The organism is Streptomyces sp. NBC_01306 (assembly GCF_026340465.1).
In the GTDB taxonomy this organism is placed as follows: Bacteria; Actinomycetota; Actinomycetes; order Streptomycetales; family Streptomycetaceae; genus Streptomyces.
In genome coordinates this window covers 3,793,674-3,813,524 of sequence record NZ_JAPEPC010000001.1, presented here as the reverse complement: position 1 = coordinate 3,813,524, position 19,851 = coordinate 3,793,674, and the positions used below count along the sequence as shown (strand labels likewise).

General features: G+C 71.6%; 15 protein-coding genes, 2 tRNA genes, 1 pseudogene and 1 riboswitch. Of the genes and pseudogenes, 6 read left to right on the top strand and 12 right to left on the bottom strand.

The features are described 5' to 3' along the window. Nucleotides 1-53 precede the first annotated feature (53 nt). Nucleotides 54-2,135, bottom strand: a complete 2,082-nt coding sequence (locus OG385_RS16685; protein ID WP_266855435.1) for an asparagine synthase-related protein — start codon at nucleotides 2,133-2,135, stop codon at nucleotides 54-56. 570 nt (nucleotides 2,136-2,705) lie between these two features. On the opposite strand from OG385_RS16685, the gene OG385_RS16680 reads away from it, so the two are divergent. The 4 genes from OG385_RS16680 to OG385_RS16665 all read left to right on the top strand — a co-directional run bounded on the left by OG385_RS16680 (nucleotide 2,706) and on the right by OG385_RS16665 (nucleotide 8,042). Then, nucleotides 2,706-4,127 (top strand): MFS transporter, encoded by a 1,422-nt coding sequence (locus tag OG385_RS16680; RefSeq protein ID WP_266855434.1) that lies wholly within the window; start codon nucleotides 2,706-2,708, stop codon nucleotides 4,125-4,127. A gap of 70 nt (nucleotides 4,128-4,197) precedes the next feature. Continuing rightward, nucleotides 4,198-5,442 (top strand): L-2-hydroxyglutarate oxidase, encoded by a 1,245-nt coding sequence (lhgO, locus tag OG385_RS16675; RefSeq protein ID WP_266855433.1) that lies wholly within the window; start codon nucleotides 4,198-4,200, stop codon nucleotides 5,440-5,442. Nucleotides 5,443-5,631: 189 nt separating this feature from the next. Continuing rightward, nucleotides 5,632-6,435, top strand: a complete 804-nt coding sequence (gene trmB, locus OG385_RS16670; protein WP_266855432.1) for a tRNA (guanosine(46)-N7)-methyltransferase TrmB — start codon at nucleotides 5,632-5,634, stop codon at nucleotides 6,433-6,435. A gap of 116 nt (nucleotides 6,436-6,551) precedes the next feature. Then, nucleotides 6,552-8,042, top strand: coding sequence for a PrsW family intramembrane metalloprotease (locus OG385_RS16665; protein WP_266860926.1), 1,491 nt, complete (start codon nucleotides 6,552-6,554; stop codon nucleotides 8,040-8,042). A gap of 81 nt (nucleotides 8,043-8,123) precedes the next feature. On the opposite strand, the gene OG385_RS16660 is transcribed toward OG385_RS16665, so the two are convergent. The 5 genes from OG385_RS16660 to OG385_RS16640 form a co-directional block, all read right to left on the bottom strand. Further along, the gene (locus tag OG385_RS16660; RefSeq protein WP_266855431.1) at nucleotides 8,124-9,068 is read right to left on the bottom strand and encodes an aldo/keto reductase; all 945 of its coding nucleotides are present in this window, start codon (nucleotides 9,066-9,068) and stop codon (nucleotides 8,124-8,126) included. 232 nt (nucleotides 9,069-9,300) lie between these two features. Further along, on the bottom strand, nucleotides 9,301-10,365 hold the full coding sequence (locus OG385_RS16655) for a M23 family metallopeptidase (RefSeq protein ID WP_266855430.1): 1,065 nt from the start codon (nucleotides 10,363-10,365) through the stop codon (nucleotides 9,301-9,303). 11 nt (nucleotides 10,366-10,376) lie between these two features. After that, nucleotides 10,377-10,517, bottom strand: a riboswitch (cyclic di-AMP (ydaO/yuaA leader). Nucleotides 10,518-10,752: 235 nt separating this feature from the next. After that, nucleotides 10,753-11,901: a PP2C family protein-serine/threonine phosphatase gene (locus OG385_RS16650; RefSeq protein ID WP_266855429.1), complete on the bottom strand. Its 1,149-nt coding sequence runs from the start codon at nucleotides 11,899-11,901 to the stop codon at nucleotides 10,753-10,755. A gap of 172 nt (nucleotides 11,902-12,073) precedes the next feature. Beyond that, a tRNA-Met gene (locus OG385_RS16645) sits at nucleotides 12,074-12,147 on the bottom strand. A 232-nt stretch (nucleotides 12,148-12,379) separates the two neighbouring features. Beyond that, nucleotides 12,380-12,787 carry an ATP-binding protein gene (locus tag OG385_RS16640; protein WP_266855428.1) on the bottom strand — a complete coding sequence of 136 codons (408 nt, stop codon included), beginning with the start codon at nucleotides 12,785-12,787 and terminating at the stop codon, nucleotides 12,380-12,382. A gap of 165 nt (nucleotides 12,788-12,952) precedes the next feature. Between OG385_RS16640 and OG385_RS16635 the strand changes: the two genes are divergently transcribed. Further along, nucleotides 12,953-13,492 carry a MarR family winged helix-turn-helix transcriptional regulator gene (locus tag OG385_RS16635; protein WP_266855427.1) on the top strand — a complete coding sequence of 180 codons (540 nt, stop codon included), beginning with the start codon at nucleotides 12,953-12,955 and terminating at the stop codon, nucleotides 13,490-13,492. Between the two features lie 110 nt (nucleotides 13,493-13,602). On the opposite strand, the gene OG385_RS16630 is transcribed toward OG385_RS16635, so the two are convergent. Then, the gene (locus OG385_RS16630) at nucleotides 13,603-14,073 is read right to left on the bottom strand and encodes an STAS domain-containing protein (protein WP_266855426.1); all 471 of its coding nucleotides are present in this window, start codon (nucleotides 14,071-14,073) and stop codon (nucleotides 13,603-13,605) included. 200 nt (nucleotides 14,074-14,273) lie between these two features. Here OG385_RS16630 and OG385_RS16625 point away from each other — a divergent pair, with 200 nt between their 5' ends. Beyond that, the gene (locus OG385_RS16625) at nucleotides 14,274-15,455 is read left to right on the top strand and encodes a PP2C family protein-serine/threonine phosphatase (protein ID WP_266855425.1); all 1,182 of its coding nucleotides are present in this window, start codon (nucleotides 14,274-14,276) and stop codon (nucleotides 15,453-15,455) included. Between the two features lie 9 nt (nucleotides 15,456-15,464). Here OG385_RS16625 and OG385_RS16620 read toward each other — a convergent pair. From OG385_RS16620 to OG385_RS16600, 5 genes and pseudogenes are all read right to left on the bottom strand, one after another. After that, a pseudogene (locus OG385_RS16620) lies at nucleotides 15,465-15,772 on the bottom strand (hypothetical protein); the annotation flags it as partial. 116 nt (nucleotides 15,773-15,888) lie between these two features. Next, nucleotides 15,889-15,964 (bottom strand) — tRNA-Lys (locus OG385_RS16615). A 132-nt stretch (nucleotides 15,965-16,096) separates the two neighbouring features. Next, nucleotides 16,097-16,471 carry a VOC family protein gene (locus OG385_RS16610; RefSeq protein WP_266855424.1) on the bottom strand — a complete coding sequence of 125 codons (375 nt, stop codon included), beginning with the start codon at nucleotides 16,469-16,471 and terminating at the stop codon, nucleotides 16,097-16,099. Between the two features lie 245 nt (nucleotides 16,472-16,716). Next, nucleotides 16,717-18,969 carry a DEAD/DEAH box helicase gene (locus OG385_RS16605; protein ID WP_266855423.1) on the bottom strand — a complete coding sequence of 751 codons (2,253 nt, stop codon included), beginning with the start codon at nucleotides 18,967-18,969 and terminating at the stop codon, nucleotides 16,717-16,719. A 184-nt stretch (nucleotides 18,970-19,153) separates the two neighbouring features. Then, a complete protein-coding gene (locus tag OG385_RS16600; protein ID WP_266855422.1) occupies nucleotides 19,154-19,783 on the bottom strand; it encodes a hypothetical protein in 630 nt (209 codons plus the stop codon). Nucleotides 19,784-19,851 lie beyond the last annotated feature (68 nt).

Here is a 19,851-nt window from a genome sequence, read left to right as displayed (position 1 = left end):
CAACTGCCGGCCCCGACCACCAGCCCTCAACAACCGCCCCCGACTGCCGGCCCCTAAAGGCTCCGCCGCGGTACGACCCCGCCCGCCACCGCCCGCTGTTTCGGTGCCGCTGTCCCGGTCCAGCAGCTGCCGCGTCGGGCCAGCAGTCTGCGCAGCCACAGTTCCGTGGAGACCAGGTCGGCCAGCCCGTCGAGCGGCAGTCGCTCCCCCTCGGCGGCCGCGCGCAGCGCCTTGCGGACCACGCGCGCCTCGATCAGGCCGGCGTCCGCGAGCAGCGGGGCGTCGAACAGGGCGATCAGCGAGGGGAGCGAGGCGCGCAGCCCCTGCTGGAACGCGGCCCTCGCGGTGGTGTGGGACGGGGCGCCCCAGCCGTCCGGCAGCTCGTGGATGCCCGCGCCCGACAGCACCGTACGGAGGATCTCGGCCCGGGCGCCGGGCTGGACCCGCAGCGATTCGGGGAGCAGCCGGGCCGCCCGTACCACCTGGTTGTCGAGGAACGGCGCGTGCAGCCGCTGGCTCCGTACCTCCGCCGCCTGTTCGAAGACCCGGTGGTCCGCCGCGTACCGGGCGAGCGCGGCGCGGGCGCGGGCCTCGCCGGGGCGCTGCACCGAGGTGGGCCGCAGCGCCGACTCCTGGAGGCGTACGGAGACTTCGGCGAGCGCCTCACCGGTCAGCCAGCGGGCCGCCGGCCCCGGCCGTGACCAGGTGAGGGCCGACAGTGAGGCGTCCAGCGTCGAGCCCTCGGCGGCATACAGGACATCACGGTCGCGCAGCCGGACGGCCGCCGCCTCGATGCCCGCGCGGTACGGAGTACGGGCCAGTCTGCGGGCGGCGCGGTAGACGGTGAGAGGAATGAGGACCGAGCCGTCCGCCTTGGCCAACGCCGCGACCGGCTTGACCAGATGACGTCTGCGGCGGTCCATCAGCAGGTCGGCCAGGCGCGCGGGGTGCGCGTCGAGTACCTGCCGTGCGCCGTCACCCACCAGGTGGTCCGCACTGCCGGCGGTGAGCCGCAGGCGGTGGCGCTCCGATGTGATCAGCGAGGGGCCCGGCTCGTCGGTCAGCGGGCCCGACTCCAGATCGGCGTACGGCAGGGCCTCTTCGCCGCCCGCTACGACCACGTGGTGCAGTCTCGGATTCGCCGCGATGGCGCCCGCCCGTTCCAGCTCGGGTGCGTGGCCCCGTGCGGAGAGGTCGTTGAAGGTGACGGCGAGGAGGCGTTCGCCGGCGCCCGTGCCATGGCCGAGGATCGTGCCCGGCACCCCGGGCAGTCCGGCCGCGAGAAGTGTGAGGGTGGCTGATGCGCTGCCTCCGGAGAGGTCGGCGCCGATTCCCGCGGCGGGCGCCGGGACCCCGCGCGCGGCGCGCCGTTCGGCCGGGCCCATCCCCGGTACCGGTCCCGGGTCGGGCGGCAGCGTCTCGGGGGCGTGGCGCGGCGCGGTGAGCCGGGCGCGTACGGCTTCGACGAGGGCGTCCCGTACGCCGTCCACGGCCCGGTCCGGGTCGACCTGGGCGGCGGCCACGGCGAGCGAGGCCACCTGTTCGTACCCGGTGATCTCCCGGGAGCCGTCGCGCAGGATGAGGGCGTGGCCCGGCGGGATGCGCCGCACCCCGGCATAGGGCGTCGAGTCGCGCAGTGCCTCCGGCACGTCGGGGCAGGCGAGCAGCGCGGCCAAGTGGCCGATGTCCAGCTGGGCTTCGACCAGGTCGGCGAGGGGGAGGGCCGCGGTGGCGTACGCGGTGCCGTTGGCCCAGGGGGTGTGGAAGACGGGCCGCGCACCGGCCAGGTCGCCGATGACGGTGACCCGGCGCCCGGACTGCACGACGACCGTGTAACTGCCCGCCCAGGCGGTGAGATGACGCAGCGCTCCCCCGCGCGCGGCGAACAGGCCGACCCGCAGTTCCTCGTCCGTCGCGGCACAACAGCCCAGTACCGCAAGGCGGGTGAAGGGGTCGACCGTGATGACCCGCACCTCGTCCGGCCGCCAGTCACCGACCGCCCAGAGGGGGTCGGGATCGCCCCACAGCAGCTGCGAGCCCACGGGGTGGACCGTGCGCCCCTCGTCCGCGCCGCCCACCGAACCGGCCGTGCCGAAGCTCGCGGCAGTACTGCTCCACCCCACCAACCACCGCATCGCCGCCTCCACAGGCTGTGGACAACTGAACGCCGAGGGCGTTCAGCACCATGCTGCCATGACAACGGCGTACCGGAGGGGGTACAGAAGCGCGCACCCAGATGCGAATGCGCCCCCGGCAAAGGCCATTCGGTCTTGCACAACGAGGGTCGTCATCCGGCCATTCTGGCGGAGTGGCATCTGTGCGGGAACGGTGACCGGAGGCCGTACAGCGCTTCGGTCCGGGAGACGCCGCGCGCCTCCCGGACCGGTCGGCCGCCCGCGGGGATTGAGGCGGCCGTATCCCCCAGCCCACTGGATCCTGTGCAGTGGACCGACCCACGCACTCCACATGGAAGACCTCGCCGAACGGCCGGACCAGAGCGCACGGCCGGGCGCACGGCCACACACCGGGAGCACGGGCCGCGGTTGAGAGCGCTCCGCGCGGGCAATAATCCCGCCATCCGGAACATCACCCCTTAACGGTAGGGATGCGGCGAACTACGCTGGGTTCACGAATGCCGTGCACGGCTTCTCGGACAAGAGGAGTTGCCTCGACACGGCGGCCGTCTGTGTGTCGAGGGGTGGCGCATGTCCAGGGAGCTACGCGGGCCGAACGACAAACTCGGCACCGTTCTCGCCGTCGCGGGAATCAGCAACGCCGGACTGGCGCGACGGGTCAACGACCTCGGCGCCCAGCGCGGCCTGACGCTTCGGTACGACAAGACGTCCGTGGCCAGGTGGGTCTCCAAGGGCATGGTGCCCCAGGGCGCCGCGCCCCATCTGATCGCGGCGGCGATCGGCGCCAAGCTGGGCCGGCCCGTACCGCTGCACGAGATAGGACTCGCGGACGCGGATCCGGCCCCCGAGGTCGGGCTCGCCTTCCACCGCGACGTCAGCTCGGCCGTGGTGTCGGCGACCGATCTGTACCGGCTGGACCTCGCGGGGCGCCGGGCCGGGAGTGGCGGGATATGGCAGTCGCTCGCCGGATCGTTCGCGGTCACGGCATATGCGACACCCGCTTCGCGGTGGCTGATAACACCCGCCGACTCCTCGGTGGAGCGGGGCGCCGACGAGGTGGCGGACCCGGCCGCGCTGCGCGTCGGGCACAGCGATGTGACCAAACTGCGGGAGGCCGCCGAGGATGCCAGGCGCTGGGACTCCAAGTACGGCGGCGGGGACTGGCGTTCGTCCATGGTGCCGGAGTGCCTGCGGGTGGACGCGGCTCCGCTGCTCCTCGGCTCGTACTCCGACGAGGTGGGCCGCGGACTCTTCGGCGCGACCGCCGAACTGACCAGGCTCGCCGGGTGGATGGCGTTCGACACCGGCCAGCAGGAGGCCGCCCAGCGCTACTACATCCAGGCACTGCGGCTCGCCCGCGCGGCCGCCGATGTCCCGCTGGGGGGATATGTCCTGGCTTCGATGTCGCTCCAGGCGGTCTACCGCGGCTTCGGGGACGAGGGTGTGGACCTCGCGCAGGCGGCGGTCGAGCGCAACAGGGGCCTCGCGACAGCCCGCACGATGAGTTTCTTCCGACTGGTGGAAGCACGGGCCCACGCGCGCGCCGGTGACTCCGCGGCGGCCGGCGCGGCACTGAAGGCGGCGGAGGGCTGGCTGGAGCGCTCGCGCGAAGGCGACGCCGATCCGTCCTGGCTCGGCTTCTACTCGTACGACCGCTTCGCCGCCGACGCCGCCGAGTGCTACCACGACCTCAAGGCCCCGCGTCAGGTGCGGCGCTTCACCGAGCAGGCGCTGTCGAAGCCGACGGAGGAGTTCGTCCGCTCGCACGGGCTGCGGCTGGTGGTGAGCGCGGTGGCGGAGCTGGAGTCCGGCAACCTCGACGCGGCGTGCGCCGCGGGTACCCGGGCGGTGGAGGTCGCGGGGCGGATCTCGTCGGCGCGCACCACGGAGTACGTACGGGATCTGCTGCACCGTCTTGAGCCGTACGGCGACGAGCCGAGAGTGGTGGAGTTACGCGAGCGGGCCAGACCACTCCTGGTGGCGCCCGCGTAGAACGGTCCTCCCCCCTGGTTTGAGGGCATTGTCAGTGGGCCAGTGCACTATCGGGGTGGGAGGAGGTGCGATGTCTTTCGGGAACGGCAGCACGCGTGGCTACAGCGGTGGCTTCGACTGCGACGTGCTGATCATCGGCGGCGGGATCGTCGGGCTGTCGACGGCGTACGCCCTGACGCGGTCCGCGCCGGGCACGCGGGTCGTGGTGCTGGAGAAGGAGCAGCGCACCGCCCGCCATCAGACGGGCCGCAACAGCGGGGTCATCCACAGCGGGATCTACTACCGGCCCGGCTCCCTGAAGGCGCGGTTCGCGGTGCGCGGCGCGGCTGAGATGACCGAGTTCTGCGCGGAGCACTCCCTGCCGTACGAGGTGACGGGCAAGCTGATCGTCGCGACGGAGCGGGACGAGCTGCCCCGGCTGCACGCCCTGGCCCAGCGCGGCCGGGAGAACGGGATTCCGGTGCGGGAGCTGGGCCCCGCCCAGATCGCCGAGGACGAGCCCGGGGTCCGGGGACTGGCCGCGATCCGGGTCGCCACCACCGGGATCGCCGACTACGGCGCGGTGGCCGCGCGCCTCGCGGAGCTTTCGGAGGCGGCGGGGGCCGAGGTCCGGTGCGGGGCCGAGGCCGTCCGGATAGCGCGGCGCCCGGAAGGCGTCGCGGTCGCCACGTCCGACGGGGCGGTGATACGGGCCCGGGCCCTGGTCAACTGCGCGGGGCTGCACTGCGACCGGGTCGCACGGCTGGCGGGCGACGACCCGGGGATGCGGATCGTGCCCTTCCGGGGGGAGTACTACACACTGACCCGCCCCGGCCTGGTGCGTGGCCTCGTCTATCCCGTGCCCGACCCCGCCTTCCCCTTCCTCGGTGTCCATCTGACCCGGGGCACCGACGGCACGGTCCACGTCGGACCGAACGCGGTACCGGCGCTGGCCCGCGAGGGGTACGACTGGGGCACCGTGCGCCCCACCGAGCTGAGTACGACGCTGGCCTGGCCCGGCACCTGGCGGATAGCGGGCCGCCACTGGCGGTACGGGGCGGGCGAGCTGCACCGCTCGCTGTCGAAGCGCGCCTTCACGGAGGCGGTGCGGCGGCTGCTGCCGGCCGTGGAGGAGGCGGATCTGCGCCGGGCACCGGCCGGGGTGCGGGCCCAGGCGGTCCTCAGGGACGGCACGCTGGTCGACGACTTCCTGATCCGGGAGGCACCGCGCACGGTCCATGTGCTGAACGCCCCCTCACCGGCCGCGACGGCATCCCTGCCGATCGGCCGCGAGATCGCCCGCAGGGCGCTGGCCTCGGTGGGGGTACGGACCTGACCGGGCGGCGGGGGTATGGAGCGGCACCCGGGGCGGAAGCTACGCCGGGGCCGTACTGCGGCCGGGGGCCGTAGAGCTCCAGGCCCCGACAGCGCAGCGCCGGGGTCACAGAGCCCCCGGGGTCACAGAGCGGCCAGAGCGTGGAGCGCCGGGACCGTGGAATCGCGGGACCGTAGAATCGGGGGCACTGTGTCCGATCTTCTGAACCCCCCACCAGAGCCCTCGCCGCCCCAGCGCGCCAAGGGCGAGCCGCGCTTCCCCGGCGGACCCGCGGCCGACCCCGCGGGCTCGCACCACGAGCGCCGGATCCGCAGCTTCCAGCCGCGCCGCAGCCGCGTCACGACCGGCCAGGCCGACGCCCTGGAACGGCTGTGGCCGCGCTGGGGCCTGGACATCGACGGACAGCGGGTCCTCGATCTGCCCACCCTGTTCGACGGTCTCCCCGTCGTCCTGGAGATCGGCTTCGGCATGGGCGAGGCCACCGCTCAGATGGCCGCGGCCGACCCGTCGACCGGGATCCTCGCATCCGATGTGCACACCCCCGGCCAGGGAAACCTGCTGCGTCTCGCGGAGCGGAACGGCCTGTCCAACATCCGGGTGGCCAACGGCGACGCGATCATCCTGCTCCGCGAGATGCTGAAACCGGACTCGCTCGCCGGACTGCGCGTGTACTTCCCCGACCCGTGGCCCAAGAGCCGCCACCACAAGAGGCGGCTGATCCAGCCCGAGTTCCTCGACCTGGCCGCGGCCCGGCTCGCACCGGACGCCGTCCTGCACTGCGCGACCGACTGGGTCCCGTACGCCGAGCAGATGCTGGAGGTGCTCACCGAGCACCCCTGCTTCGAGAACACCACGGCGGGCGGCGGCTACGCACCGAGGCCCGGCTTCCGGCCGCTGACCAGATTCGAGGGCCAGGGACTCGACAAGGGCCACGCGGTCCACGACCTGCTGTTCCGCCGCAACGACCGCCCGAGCGGCCACAGCACCGACTAGGGCCTTTCGTTTGGATCAGTCCGGGCCGACCGCGGCCGGTCCCGGCACGGAAACCCAGTACGGCGTCGCGGTTGTCAGTGCCGCTCGTTAGGCTCAATCGGGTGTACGAGTCGAGCGTGCCGCCCGGGGCGGCCCATCCGGTGGTCCCGGTGTACGAGGAGCAGCCGCGCTTCGACGCCGTTCCACCGCGTGCACACTGGCGCTACGCACCCCGCAGGGACTTCTGGCGGAGCAAGGCGCTGCGCGCCACAGCGGTGATCATCGTCCTCGCCATCTGCGGCCTGCTGATCCTCTCGCTCGTCCGCGAACAGACCGGGACCGAGGGCTTCCTCGTCGGGATGGGTCTGGCCGTGCTGCCGGTGCCGCTGCTCATGGCGGCCTTCCGCTGGCTGGACCGGGTCGATCCGGGGCCCTGGCGGAACCTGATCTTCGCCTTCGCCTGGGGAGCGTGCGCCGCCGCGCTCGTCGCGATCATCGCCAACTCCTTCGCCACGCACTGGATAGCGACCGCCACAGCGGATCCGACGAGCGCGGACACCCTCGGGGCGAGAGTGGTGGCGCCGATCGTCGAGGAGAGCGCGAAGGCCACCGCGATCCTGCTGATCTTCCTCTTCCGCAGGCGCCACTTCACCGGGGTCGTGGACGGTGTGGTCTTCGCGGGCTTCACCGCGACCGGCTTCGCCTTCACCGAGAACATCCTGTATCTGGGCAGTGCCTTCGGCGAGGACAAGTCGCTGGGGTTCTCGGGCGTTCCGTCCGTGACGGCGGCGACCTTCTTCGTCCGGGTGGTCCTCTCGCCGTTCGCCCACCCGCTGTTCACCGTGCTGACCGGCATCGGCTTCGGCATCGCGGCGCTGGCCGCCGAGCACCAGCGGCTGCGCAGGACCGGACCGCCGCTGCTCGGTCTCCTCTGCGCCATGGGCATGCACGCCCTGTGGAACAGTTCGTCGGCCTTCGGCACCTATGGCTTCTATCTGGTCTACGGCGCTTTCATGCTCCCGGTCTTCGGGATGATCACATGGCTGGCGATCTGGACCCGCCAACGGGAGCTGCGCACAATATCGGCCGAACTGCCCGCGTACGCGGCGGCGGGCTGGCTGGCCCCCGCAGAGCCGCTGGCGCTGTCGTCGATGCGGGCGCGCGCCATGGCACGCAGCTTCGCGGCGCGTACGTTCGGCGGAGGGTTCGGCGCGACCAGCCCGCATCTGGGCCCCCACCCGGCCCCGTACGGTCCAGGCCCGAACAGCTCAGCCCCGTACCCCTCCGGTCCGCACGCATCCGGTCCGTACGCCTCCAGTCCGTACGGCCGGAGCCCGTACCACCGGCCGCCGGCGCACGCCGACGCGAAGTCACGGGCCAAGGCCGCGTCCCGTGCGGTCTCCGAGTACGAGGCCTTCGCGACGGCCCTCGCCTTTCTGCGGCACAGGGCCCACCGGGGCGTGGTGGGCCCGGACTTCGAAGCGCGCGAGCAGGAGCTGCTGCACCACCTCTGGCAGCGCAAGGAGATCGCGGGTCCCGCGCTGCTCTACGCGGCGGAGGCGACCGGGCGGATACGGGTGCCGCCACCGCATCTGCACTACGGCGGCTACAACCCGTACCAGCACTGACCCCCACGGCACCCCGGCCGGATCCGGTTCGTGGCCGATCCGCTTCCGTGCCGGATCCGGTTCGTGGCCGGATCCGGTTTCTCAGGCGGAGGCCGCGGTCAGCTCCGCCACCTCGGCGTCGGTGAGCTTCAGCTCGGCCACGGCCGTCAGCGCGGGCAGCTGCCCGACCGTACGCGCCGAAGCGATCGGCGCGACGACGGTCGGCTGAGCGGCCAGCCACGCCAGGGCGACGGTCGCCACCTCGGCGCCGTGCGCCGCGGCGACCTTGTCGAGCGCGGCCAGGACCTTCGGTCCCCGCTCGGTCCCCAGGTGCTGGGCCGCACTACCGGCACGCACACTGTCGACGTCCGCACCGGGCCGGTACTTGCCGGTGAGGAAGCCGGAGGCCAGCGCGTAGTACGGCACGGCCGCCAGACCGTGCCGGGCCGCCGCGTCCTGGAGCCCGCCCTCATAGGTGTCACGGGAGACCAGGTTGTAGTGCGGCTGGAGAGCGACGTACCTGGCCAGCCCCTCCTTCTCGGAGAACGCCATGGAGGCGTCGAGCCGCTCGGGAGACACATTGGACGCGGCGATGGCGCGCACCTTGCCCGCCTTCACCAGCTCGTCGAGGGTGGAGATGATCTCCTCGACCGGCACGGACGGGTCGTCGAAGTGCGTGTAGTAGAGGTCGATGTAGTCGGTGCGCAGCCGACGCAGCGACTCGTCGGCTGCGGCCCTGATGTTCGCCGGGGACAGCCCCTTGTACTGCGGATGCGCGCCGACCTTGGTCGCGACCACCACGTCGGCCCGGTTACCCCGTGCGGCCAGCCAGTTGCCGATGACGGTCTCGGACTCACCGCCCTTGTTGCCGGGCACCCAGGCCGAGTACGTGTCCGCGGTGTCGATGAAGTTGCCGCCGGCGGCCGTGTAGGCGTCGAGCACGTCGAAGGACTGCTTTTCGTCGGCGCTCCACCCGAAGACATTGCCACCGAGGGAGAGCGGGAAGACCTTGAGGTCGGAGGAGCCGAGTGAGCGGAGAGAAGTCATATGTCGGTCAACCCCGCGGCGGCCCGGCACTATTCCGCTGGTCCGGCACTGTCCCGCTGATCCGCCGGTGTTCCGCAGGACCGGCCGTACGCGGGGGCCGGACCGGCCGGGTGCCCGCACACAGCGGACCGGCAGCCCTGACGCCGGGGGGATGCCGTCAGGACTGCCGGGGTGCGGGGCGCCGTGCAGCGGCGGTACGCGCAGGGGTGGGGCCGCGGTTACAGGCTGAGAGTTACGGGTTGAGGCCCTTGCCCTGGAGCCAGGTCATCGGGTCGATCGGGTCGCCGCCACCCGGACGGACCTCCACGTGGACATGCGGGCCGGTGACGTTGCCGGTGGCTCCGACCCTGCCGATGACCTCGCCGGTGCTGACCTTCTGGCCGGCGCTGACCCCCAGCGAGGACTGGTGGCAGAACCACAACTCCGTACCGTCGTCGAGCGTGATGACCGTGCGGTAGCCGTACGCCCCGGCCCAGCCGGCCGACTTGACCGTCCCGCTGTGCACGGCCTTGATCGGGGTACCGGTCGGGGCGGCGAAGTCGAGGCCGGTGTGGTGGCCCGACGACCACATCGAACCGCCGTCGTTGAACCGCGAGGTGAGGGTGTACGAGGAGACGGGGAGCGAGTAGCTGGCCGCCAGCTTGGCGAGCCGCTCCTTCTCCGCCTTGGCCTTGGCCTCCGCCTCGGCCTTCTTCTTGGCCGCCTTCTCCTTGGCCGCCGCCTCGTCCTGCTTCTTCGCGGCCTCCGCCGACGCCTTGTCCGCGGCTGCCTTCTCGGCTGCCGCCTTGGCCTCGTCGTCGACAGCGCCCTGCTGCTGCTCGGCCTGCTGGAGGATCCGGGCGCGGAGGGCCTCGCCCGCGTCCGCACTGCCCTTGCCGGTGGCCGCAGCGGTGCTGAGCGCCGCGTCGGCGGCGCCCGTCTCCGTACCGCTGTGGTCCGACGAACCGCCGTCGAGGTCGGAGATCAGCGTCCCCACGCCGGGCAGCGACTCGGCATCCGGCAGCTTGTCCTTGACGGACTGCGGAAGGTCGGGGAGGGAGATCGCGACCGGCGGCTTGCTCTGGGCGCTGGCCATGCCGCCCGCACCGACGGCTGCGATCACGCCGACGCCGAGCACCGTCGAGCTGCGGGCGAGTCCGCCGCGCTGCTTGGCGACCCGGTGTTTACCGCGGACCGAACGGAGGGAATCCTCAGTGGGGTTCCACTCGTCGAATGTGCCGCCGTCCTCACCGCCGAAACCGGGAGCATCGTCGTTCGGGAAGTAAAGCGTTTCGGGGGCAGGGTTGTTGGACGCCACGGAGGCGCACTCCTTTCCTTCCTTACCGCCTACCGGGTTAGCTGACGGGTTCGGAGCAGGAAGGTCTCCTACGGGCAGCCCTTACGGAGAAGCCCGATTCACCCCAATTGGTGGTTCCCCGGTTCCCTTGCGGGATTCGGCGCGTGCGCACGGTGCCGCCTCTTGCGACGACTGGGACAACCGCGCTGCGTTATCGAACGTTAATAGACGCGAGGGCCGGATTCCAAGCTGTTCCGACTGATCGTTAACGGCTTTGGCCTGTACTTACCGGGGCATAAAGGGGCGGATTCGGGCGACTTGATCACCCTTCAGAAGCCACCGGGAAACATCGAGATTCTGATAGTGCGTCAAATGTTATGCGGTGTTGTGCAGAGGGGTGCTCTTCGATTACGGATCGTGTTGTTCGCGGTGGATGATCTCCACCGTCCTGCGCCGGTCCGGCTGCCCCTGGCCCGGACGGCCCACCGCGAGCAGCGCCATGTCGTCCGTGGAGCGCCCGCCCGTGTGCAGCCGCACGTCGTCGGTCACCGCCGTCAGCAGCTCATCGGGCCCCGGGAAGATCCGGCCGCGCAGCCGCTCCTGCGGCTCGTAGAAGGCCCCCTGCGCGTTCCTCGCCTCGGACAGGCCGTCGGTGTAGAGCAGCAGCGTGGCCCCCGGCGGGAACTCCGTCTCGTCCGCCTGGTCCGGCCAGGCCGCCAGATCGGCCAGCCCCAGCGGCAGGGCGGGATCGGCGGGCGTGAGGAGGTGGATGCCCCCGTCCGCGTACAGCAGCAGCGGCTCGGGGTGGCCCCGGTTGAGCAGCCGGATCAAGCCCTGATCGCTGCGCGGGATCTCGGCGAGCGCCGCCGTGGTGAACCCCTCGAAGGCGTCAAGTCCCTCCCGCCGCACGCCCTCACGGGTCAGCGCACGCTCCAGCCGCTGAGCGACCCGCTCGATCGTCACCTCCTGCTCGGCGGCCTCCCGGAAGGCCCCGATCACCACAGCCACAGCCTCGACGGCGCCGAGCCCCTTGCCCCGTACGTCACCGATCACCAGCCGGACCCCGTACGGGGTGTCCTGCACGGCGAAGAGATCGCCGCCGATGAAGGTGCCGGCCTGCGCCGCCTCGTACCGCGCCGCGATGTGCAGCCCGGCGATCCGCTCGGAAGGCACCGGCAGCACAGCGCGCTGCGCGGTCTCCGCCACCACGCGCGCCGACGCGAGCTCTTCGCCGCTGACCCGGATGACGCGGTTGATGATGAGGGCGACGACGGACACCGTGACGACGGTGATCAGCTCCGTGACCGCCGAGGCCTTGGCCGAGGTGTCGTCGTAGCCGTGCAGCCCCACGACCGCCAGCACCGCGATGATCCCCGTGATCAGCGTGGCCCGGTACGAGAAGAGCGGGGCCGCGATCACCGGCGCGGCGACGAAGAACGGGGCAGCCGTGAACGCGGACGGCGTCAGCTGGTCGAAGGCCACCCCGCCCGCGATCAGCACGGCAGGCAGCGCCCGGACGAACCTGCGCGCCCAGCCCGAGTCCTCTCGCTGCCCCACCAGTACCCTCCTGCCCGGTCCGTAAAGCGGCGGACGGTACCGCGCCCCACCAGGCTGACCGCACCGACGCCGGTGTGCGATTCGGCGTCGGCCAAGTGGGGGAGAGCGGGGCGGGGTGGTGGTGAGAAACGACTGAAGGCCCAGCACGTGAGTGCTGGGCCTTCGATCTGAGTAGCGGGGACAGGATTTGAACCTGCGACCTCTGGGTTATGAGCCCAGCGAGCTACCGAGCTGCTCCACCCCGCGTCGGTAAACCCAACTCTACGCCATGCGCGGGGGTGGTTCTGACCATGACCCGGCACCCCGCGCCCACGGCAGCCGGCCGGCCAGGGTGGCGACGGCAACTGCGCGGCGGCTGAAGGCAGTTCGGGCCCACCCACCTGACGTACGCCCCTCCCCCACGCGAACAGGCCCCTGTCCTGCGCATTCACGCGCAGGACAGGGGCCTGTGGAGCGGTAGACCGTGTGGGACTACGGGTCAACGGGAGAGGACGGCGCGTACGTTCTTACCGCCCTGGGGACAGTGGCTGACAACGACCGTACGCGCGAGGAAACGGACCAGAGGCCAGCCGAATCCGCCCCCGGCCCCGTTGAGGTCCGGCGCGCGCTCCCGCGGCATGGCGCGGCTGGGGTCCTCCACGGTGACCTCCAGTGTGGTGCGGTCCGCGGCCAGTCGCAGAGCGGTAAGCCCTCCCGCGTGCCGCAGTGCGTTCGTGACCAGCTCGGAGACCACCAGAACGGCGTTGTCCGTGCACTCGGGGGTGGGGGCGGGCGACAGCTCCGAGACGAACTCACGCATGTCGTCGCGTGCCCGGGCCACCGTGGCCGGGCACGTCGTCCGCTGCGCGTGGCCGGTGCGCCGCTCCATGACATTTGACTGACCCATACTGAACTCCCATCGAGGAGAAGTCCTGGTCTCGTGAACCGTGCTTCTGCCCCCATCGGCCGGGGTCTAACTCCGCCACAAGGGACCCGTGCGGGGCGTAGGAACCGGTGCTGTGCCCCCGGCCGCGTACTGACAAGGCCGCCTCGAAAGTGGCACAGTAGGACGATGCGCCCAAGCTCTACGACGCAGGCCCCGGAACTGGCGGATATCGCCACCGAGGTCACAGGGCTGCTCGGCGTTCTTCGGGGCAGGGCCCACGGCAACGCCCCGGCCGGACCCGTTTCGGCATCACAGATGCGGGCGCTGCTGGCGATCGGACGGCTGGAGGGCGGCAATCTGCGGGCCCTCGGCGAAGCTCTGGGATCCAGTGCGCCCGCGACGAGCCGACTGTGCGACCGGCTGGAGGCCGCCGGCCTGGTCGAGCGGCGACTGAGCACCGCGAGCCGCCGGGAACTCGAACTGTATCTGAGCAGGCACGGGCGGGCCCTGCTCGATGAGGTCAAGGAGCGCGAGGCGGACGAGCTGCGCCCCGTACTGGAAGCCATGCCCCCCGAAGCGCTCCGCCAGCTCACAGCGGGACTGACCGCATTCCGGGACGCTGCCGCCTCCGCCGTGGACGGGAACAGCCTCGCGGGCGACGAGCCGGGCGAGCCACGGGACGAATCCCTCGACGACTCCAGGCTGCGGATCGTACGCCCGGCCTGAGCTCCTGACCGGAGTGCCTGCCTGCGTGCCTACGTTCCACGCCAACGTCGGCGGGCTGGTGAACCCCGGGGAGTTCCTCCTGCAGGCCCGTCAGATGGACGGTTTCTGCGTCACCGTGGCGAGGCGGCCGGGGCAGCGACCTGGTTGCCACTTGGCACCGGGCCGTCGCGGAGGGCGGCGACCTGGTCGGCGTGGATGGCGGCGACCTGGTCGGCGTGGATGGCGGCGACCTGGTCGGCGTGGATGGCGGCGACCTGGTCGGCGTGGATGGCGAAGACGCCACCCAGGCGGAGGATCCGCAGCAGTCGCAGGACGGCCCGCGAGGGCGCGGCGAGACGAAGCCTGTCGCCGAGCCGCAGTCGGGCGTGCAGGAGCGTATTGATGAGCGCGGTGTCGGCGAACCCGACCGCTGAGAGGTCCACCACGACCGGCCCCTCGCCGCGGCCGACCGCCTCGTGGAGTGCCAGACGCAGCGGCTCGACCGAGTCGAGGTCGACCTCCCCGGACAGTTCCAGGAGCACGGCAGTCGGAAGGGGATGCGTGACCAGGTGCAGGTGCTGAACGGTGCTTCGGGTATCCACAACTGGCCCTTCGGATCGTGGAAGCGAAAGCCGACAGACTCTCCCCATCGTGCGACCTGCACCACCATAGGGTCGATAGTTGCCGTACGGCAACACTTACCATTGCTCAATGATTGTGGTACTCGCTGCGGAGGGGGACGGGCTGCCCCGCTACGCTGCGGCGTCCGACATATCCCCCTGATGACGAAAGCGGGCCGCCGATGAACGGCTTCCTGGCCGTGGAGCGCGCCGTACGCAGCGCGGCGCCGCATGCTCTCCTCGACGCGGCCCGCGCCGCACTGATCACGCACTACGAGGCTGCTTCGGTGGACCTGCTCATGGCCGACTACGGCCTCACGGTCCTGCAACCGGTGACCGCCTTGCCCCACACTGCCCAGCCCCCGCTGTCCCTGCATGCCAGCCCGGAAGGCCGCGCCTTCGGCAGCCAGGAACCGTACGGGCAGTACGCAGCCCTGGACGGCGCCGTGGACCTCCATCTGCCCGTGACCGTGCGCGGAGACAGACTCGGTATCCTCACCGTCCGCCTCCCCAAGCGCAGATGCACGCCCCAGGCCGTCGACGAGCTCACCGATCTCGCCGCATTCCTGGGGCACGAGATCGTCGTGGCCGAACGCGACACCGACCTTTACCTCCAGGCCCGCCGGGCCAACCGGCTCACCCTCGCCGCCGAGATGCAGTGGCAGCTCCTCCCTGGCCGCTCCTGCTCCCGCGACGAGTACGCCATCGGCGCCCAGCTGGAGCCGGCTTATGCCATCTACGGCGACAACTTCGACTGGGCCACCACAGCGGACACCCTCACCCTGTCCGTCACCAACGGCATGGGCGAGGGCATCCAGGCATCCCTCCTGACCAACCTCGCGGTGAACGCCCTGCGCAACGCACGCCGTGCCGGCATCGACATAGCCGACCAGGCCGCCCTCGCCGACCAGGCCCTCTACGCTCAGCACCACGGCGAACAGCACGTCTCGACCCTGCTGCTCTCTTTCGACCTCGCCACCGGCAGGGCCCAGGTGGTCGACGCCGGCTCACCGCAACTGTGGCGTCAGCGTGACAAAGCCGTGGAGCGTGTCCCTTTCGAGGCGCAGTTCCCGCTCGGCATGTTCGAGGACACCCCCTATGTACCCCAGGACTTCGAGGTGCTCCCCGGGGACCGCCTGATCATCGTGAGCGACGGCGTGTACGCCACTGCTGGACGGGACGCCGAGGCGTACGGCGAACGGTCACTGGCCCGCGCCATTCAGGCAGCCAGCTTGTTGCCGGCCGCAGCAGTCCCGCGCGCTGTCCTGCGCGAACTGGCCGAACATCGGGGCGACACCGCAACCGACGACGAACTGGTCGTCTGCCTCGACTGGTTCGGCCCCAGTACCCCCACCACGCGCTGAGCACCACACTCAGCTGTGGCTGCCGCACCGTTCCCCTGCCGCTCCTGGCCCGCGGAGACGAGACGCGGAGCGTTTCGATGTGACGGCTTCTGCCAGCCGATGAACCTCGCATGGGGCGGGATGCCAGAACAGCCCGCGTGCGGGCTCCAGTTCGCCGGTCCGGACGGTCAGTGACTCAGTGGTCCAGGCCGGGCCGGACCCGGCCCCTGCCGGAGCGGCCGGGGTGTCGAGCATGCAGCGAAGGAACATGGCGAGGTCGTCCAGGACCGTGAAGGCACCAGCGATTCCGCACACTGGCCCAGGAGCCGGGCGGAGAAGAGGATGCGGGCACATCCACTCACGCACGAGCCGGGAAACGCAGAAGCGCCTCGACCGGGTGAATCCGATCGAGGCGCTTCCTAGCAGGTCAGAGAGGGTTTCCCCCTCCTGCTCTTGGTAGACCGTGTGGGACTCGAACCCACAACCAATGGATTAAAAGTCCACTGCTCTGCCAATTGAGCTAACGGTCCGTGCTGACGCACCCCCCGAGCATAGCGGGAGCGTGCCCAGCAGCCGATCGGGTATCCCCCGCCGGGCACGTCGGACCCCGCCGGCGGCCCGTGCGGGCCGTCGGCGGAGTCGTGGGACAGGGGTCGCCCCGCTCAGGGCGCCACGGGGCCCTGAAGTACCTGGAGGTAGTTGCCGTCCGGGTCCAGCAGGGTGGAGAAGAACCATCCGCCCCCGGTGTCCTCGACCGGCCTGACCCAGGTCACGCCGATCGTGTTGAAGTGCTTCTCGGCCGCACGGATGTCGCGCACCATGATGTTGACCAGGTGCCTGCCGGGTTCCGCGGCCTTGTCCGCCACGTCGTCGCGGCGGTCGAACCCGATGACCGCCTGCTGCCCGACAACGAGCATGTGGCCCTCCCAGCGGGCCCCCAGCGGCTCCAGCGCGGCGCGGTACCACTCGATGAGCGGTTCGGGATCCGTACTGCCGAGGATGACGCCCAGTCCGTTGATGTTGCCCGGGGCTGCCATGAGGTGTGCCTCCCTCTCGTCTTCGATCGTGCTCGCTTGTGCAGGGCGCGTGCTGCGCCCACATGGTCATGACCGCCCGCGGCAGCAGAACTCATCGGCGGAAACCCACCGGCGCAGCCATCGGCGAACGTCATCGGCCGGCGCCGGACGCAGAGAAGCGGGCCCCTCCGCGAAGGAGGGGCCCGCTTCTCTGGTCCAGCCGGGTTCAGCGGCTCACCGGTTCCGGCTCACGCCGGGCAGGTGGGTCAGCCGTTGCGCTTCCAGCGCGGCTTGTCGTCGCGGCGGCCGAACGAACCGGTGCCGGTGCCCGTACCGGTCGTGCGGTGGTCGTCGCGGCGGCCGGTCGGACGGTCGCTGCTGCCGGAGCGGAAGCCGCCGGTGGGGCGGTCGTCACGGCGGTCGCGGTTGAACGGACGGTCGCTGCCGCGGTGGCCGCCGGTGGGGCGGTCGTCACGGCGCTGGAAACCACCACGGTCACCACCGCGGTCGTCACGGCGGTCGCCGGACGGACGGTCGTTGTCACGACGCTCGCCGCCACGGAACCCACCACCGGAACCACCCGACGGACGGTCGTCACGGCGGAAACCGCCACCGTTGCCACCCCGGTCGTCACGGCGCTGGAAGCCACCGGACGGACGGTCGTTGTCACGACGCTCGCCACCACGGAACCCACCACCGGAACCACCCGACGGACGGTCATCGCGGCGGAAACCGCCACCGTTGCCACCCCGGTCGTCACGGCGCTGGAAACCACCACGGTCGCCACCGCGGTCGTCACGGCGCTGGAAGCCACCGCGGTCACCACCACGGTCGCCGCCGCGGTATCCACCACGGTCGCCACCCCGGTCGTCACGGCGTCCGAAGTTGCCACGGTCGTCGCGGCGCTCCTCGCGCTGCTCCGCCCTCGGCTGCTCCGGCACGGCGGCCGCGATCTCGGCCTCGGCTGCCTGCAGCACCTCGGCGACAGCGGCCTCGGGGTCGTCACCGCGCTCGCGGGCGGCACGCGCCACCAGACGGTCGGCCTCCTCGCGCAGCTCGGTCGCACGGCGCTGGACGCGCTCCAGCTCACGGGTGAGGTCCTTGGCCTCGCGCTCCGCCTGCTTGGCGGCGTTGTTCGCGGAGTCGGCCTGGACCTCGGTCAGCGAACGGGCGCCGGTGATCTCGGCGACCTCGGGCTCGAAGGCCCCGGCCCCCTGGACGATGTGGCGCGTGGCGTCGACGCCCGCGTCCTCCATCAGCCGGAAGATCTGGCGGCGCTGGTGCGGCAGCGACAGCGAGACGACCGTGCCGGACTTGCCGGCGCGGGCGGTACGGCCCGAACGGTGCAGGTAGTCCTTGTGGTCCCCGGCCGGGTCCACATTCAGGACCAGGTCGATGCCGTCGACGTGGATACCGCGGGCGGCGACGTCGGTCGCGACGAGCGCGTTGACGTAACCGTCCTTGAAGTCGGCGAGCACGCGGGTACGGGCGCCCTGGGTCATACCGCCGTGCAGCGCGTCCGCCTTGACGCCCGATTCGACGAGCTGCTCGGCGATACGGTCGGCGCCCAGCTGGGTCCGTACGAAGATGATCGTGCGGCCCTTGCGGGCGGCGATGGCGGCCGTGACCGGCGCCTTGTCCTTCGGCTTCACGACGAGGACGTGGTGCGACATGGTCGAGACGTTGCCCTGCGCGCTGTCCACCTCGTGGCTGACCGGGTTGGTCAGGTAGCGCTTGACCAGCGTGCCGATCTCGTTCTCCATGGTGGCGGAGAAGAGCATGCGCTGGCCGCCGCCGGGGATCTGGTCGAGCAGCTCGGTGACCTCGGGCAGGAAGCCCAGGTCGGACATCTGGTCGGCCTCGTCGAGGACGGCGACCTGGACGCTCGCCAGCGAGCAGGCGCCGCGGTTGATGATGTCGCGCAGCCGGCCCGGGGTGGCGACGAGGACGTCGACGCCGCGCTCCAGGGCGTAGATCTGGTTGGACATCGACGTACCGCCGCAGACGACCTTCATCTTCAGGCCGAGCACGTCGCCGTACGGCTGGAGAGCGTCCGCGACCTGCATCGCGAGCTCACGGGTCGGGGTGAGGATGATGCCGCGCGGCTTCTTCTTCTCGGTGTGCCCACCGGCGAGCGTCGCCAGCAGCGGGAGGCCGAAGGAGAGGGTCTTGCCGGAGCCGGTACGGCCACGGCCGAGGATGTCCTTGCCGGCCAGGGCGTCCGGGATGGTCGCCGCCTGGATCGGGAAGGGCGCGGTGACACCGTTCTGGGCGAGCTTGCGGACGATGCCGTCCGGCAGACCGAGCGACCCGAAGGTCACGGTCGGCTCGGCGGGCTCTTCGTCGGTGACGGACTCGCCGGTGGCGGTCTCGTCGGTGACTGCGGCCTCAGTGGCGGTGTCCTCGGCGGCTACGGCCTCGGCGACGGCCTCTTCGACCTCGACCACGACAGCCTCGGCGTCGGCGACGATCTCGTCGTTCTCGGGCATGACGGCGTGGTCAGAACTGAAATTGGACATGCGAAATGCGAAACCTTCCGGAGTTTCGGCACGCGCCCATAACTCCGTGAATCGCTATTTCGACCGCCTCAATGCGGACCAGTCACGGTAAGGGAGAGTACGCGCCTCGGGGCGCTCTTCGTCTCTTGCTGATCAAGAAACACAGTGGCGCCGGGCAATGGGATCAAACGATCTACTACCATACTCACCCTTCCCCCTTCCTGGCAAACCCGGCCTGCTGCACCGGCTCGGCCTGCGGCGATGCCAGCGGAATCAGCATCGCTTCGGACCGCTTGGCGGGCCCGACCGACGGGGCCGTCGTGGCCCCGGGCGGCGAGCTGCCGGGACCGGGCGTCGGGCTCGTCCGCGGCGGGTCCGACGGCTGCCCGGGCGGTGTGGGGCTGCCGGCGGGGGGCGCGGGACGGCCGGACGGCCCGCCGCCGTGCCCCGGCGGACGCCCGGGCCGCGGGTGTCCGGGCCGGGCCGGCCGCGGAGCACCGGGCCCCGACGGATCCGCCGACGGCTCCGCGCCGCCGCCCTTCCCCACGGTCCCGGTCCTGCTCCCGCCCGCGGCCTTCCGGGCGGACTCCCCCTGCGCAGGCTGCCCGTCAGGACCCTCGTCACTCCCGCCGGCCACACCGCCGTGCACCCGGGCGCGCCCACCGCCGTCGGGGGCGGCGGCCGCGCCGTCCGGCCGGGCGTCCGTGCGCTGCGTCCCCTTCGTGGCGGACGGCGCGGGCCTGCCGGGGTGGTCGGTGACGCTCATACAGCCCGCCGACGCCGCCACCGTCATCACGGCGGCGATCAACCGGGCGGGGACAGGCAACTGGCGCACGGGGCGCACCTCCGGAGGGAGCGGGCTGACGGGAACGGACCGGGTGGGACCGCCCTGCCCAACTCCCC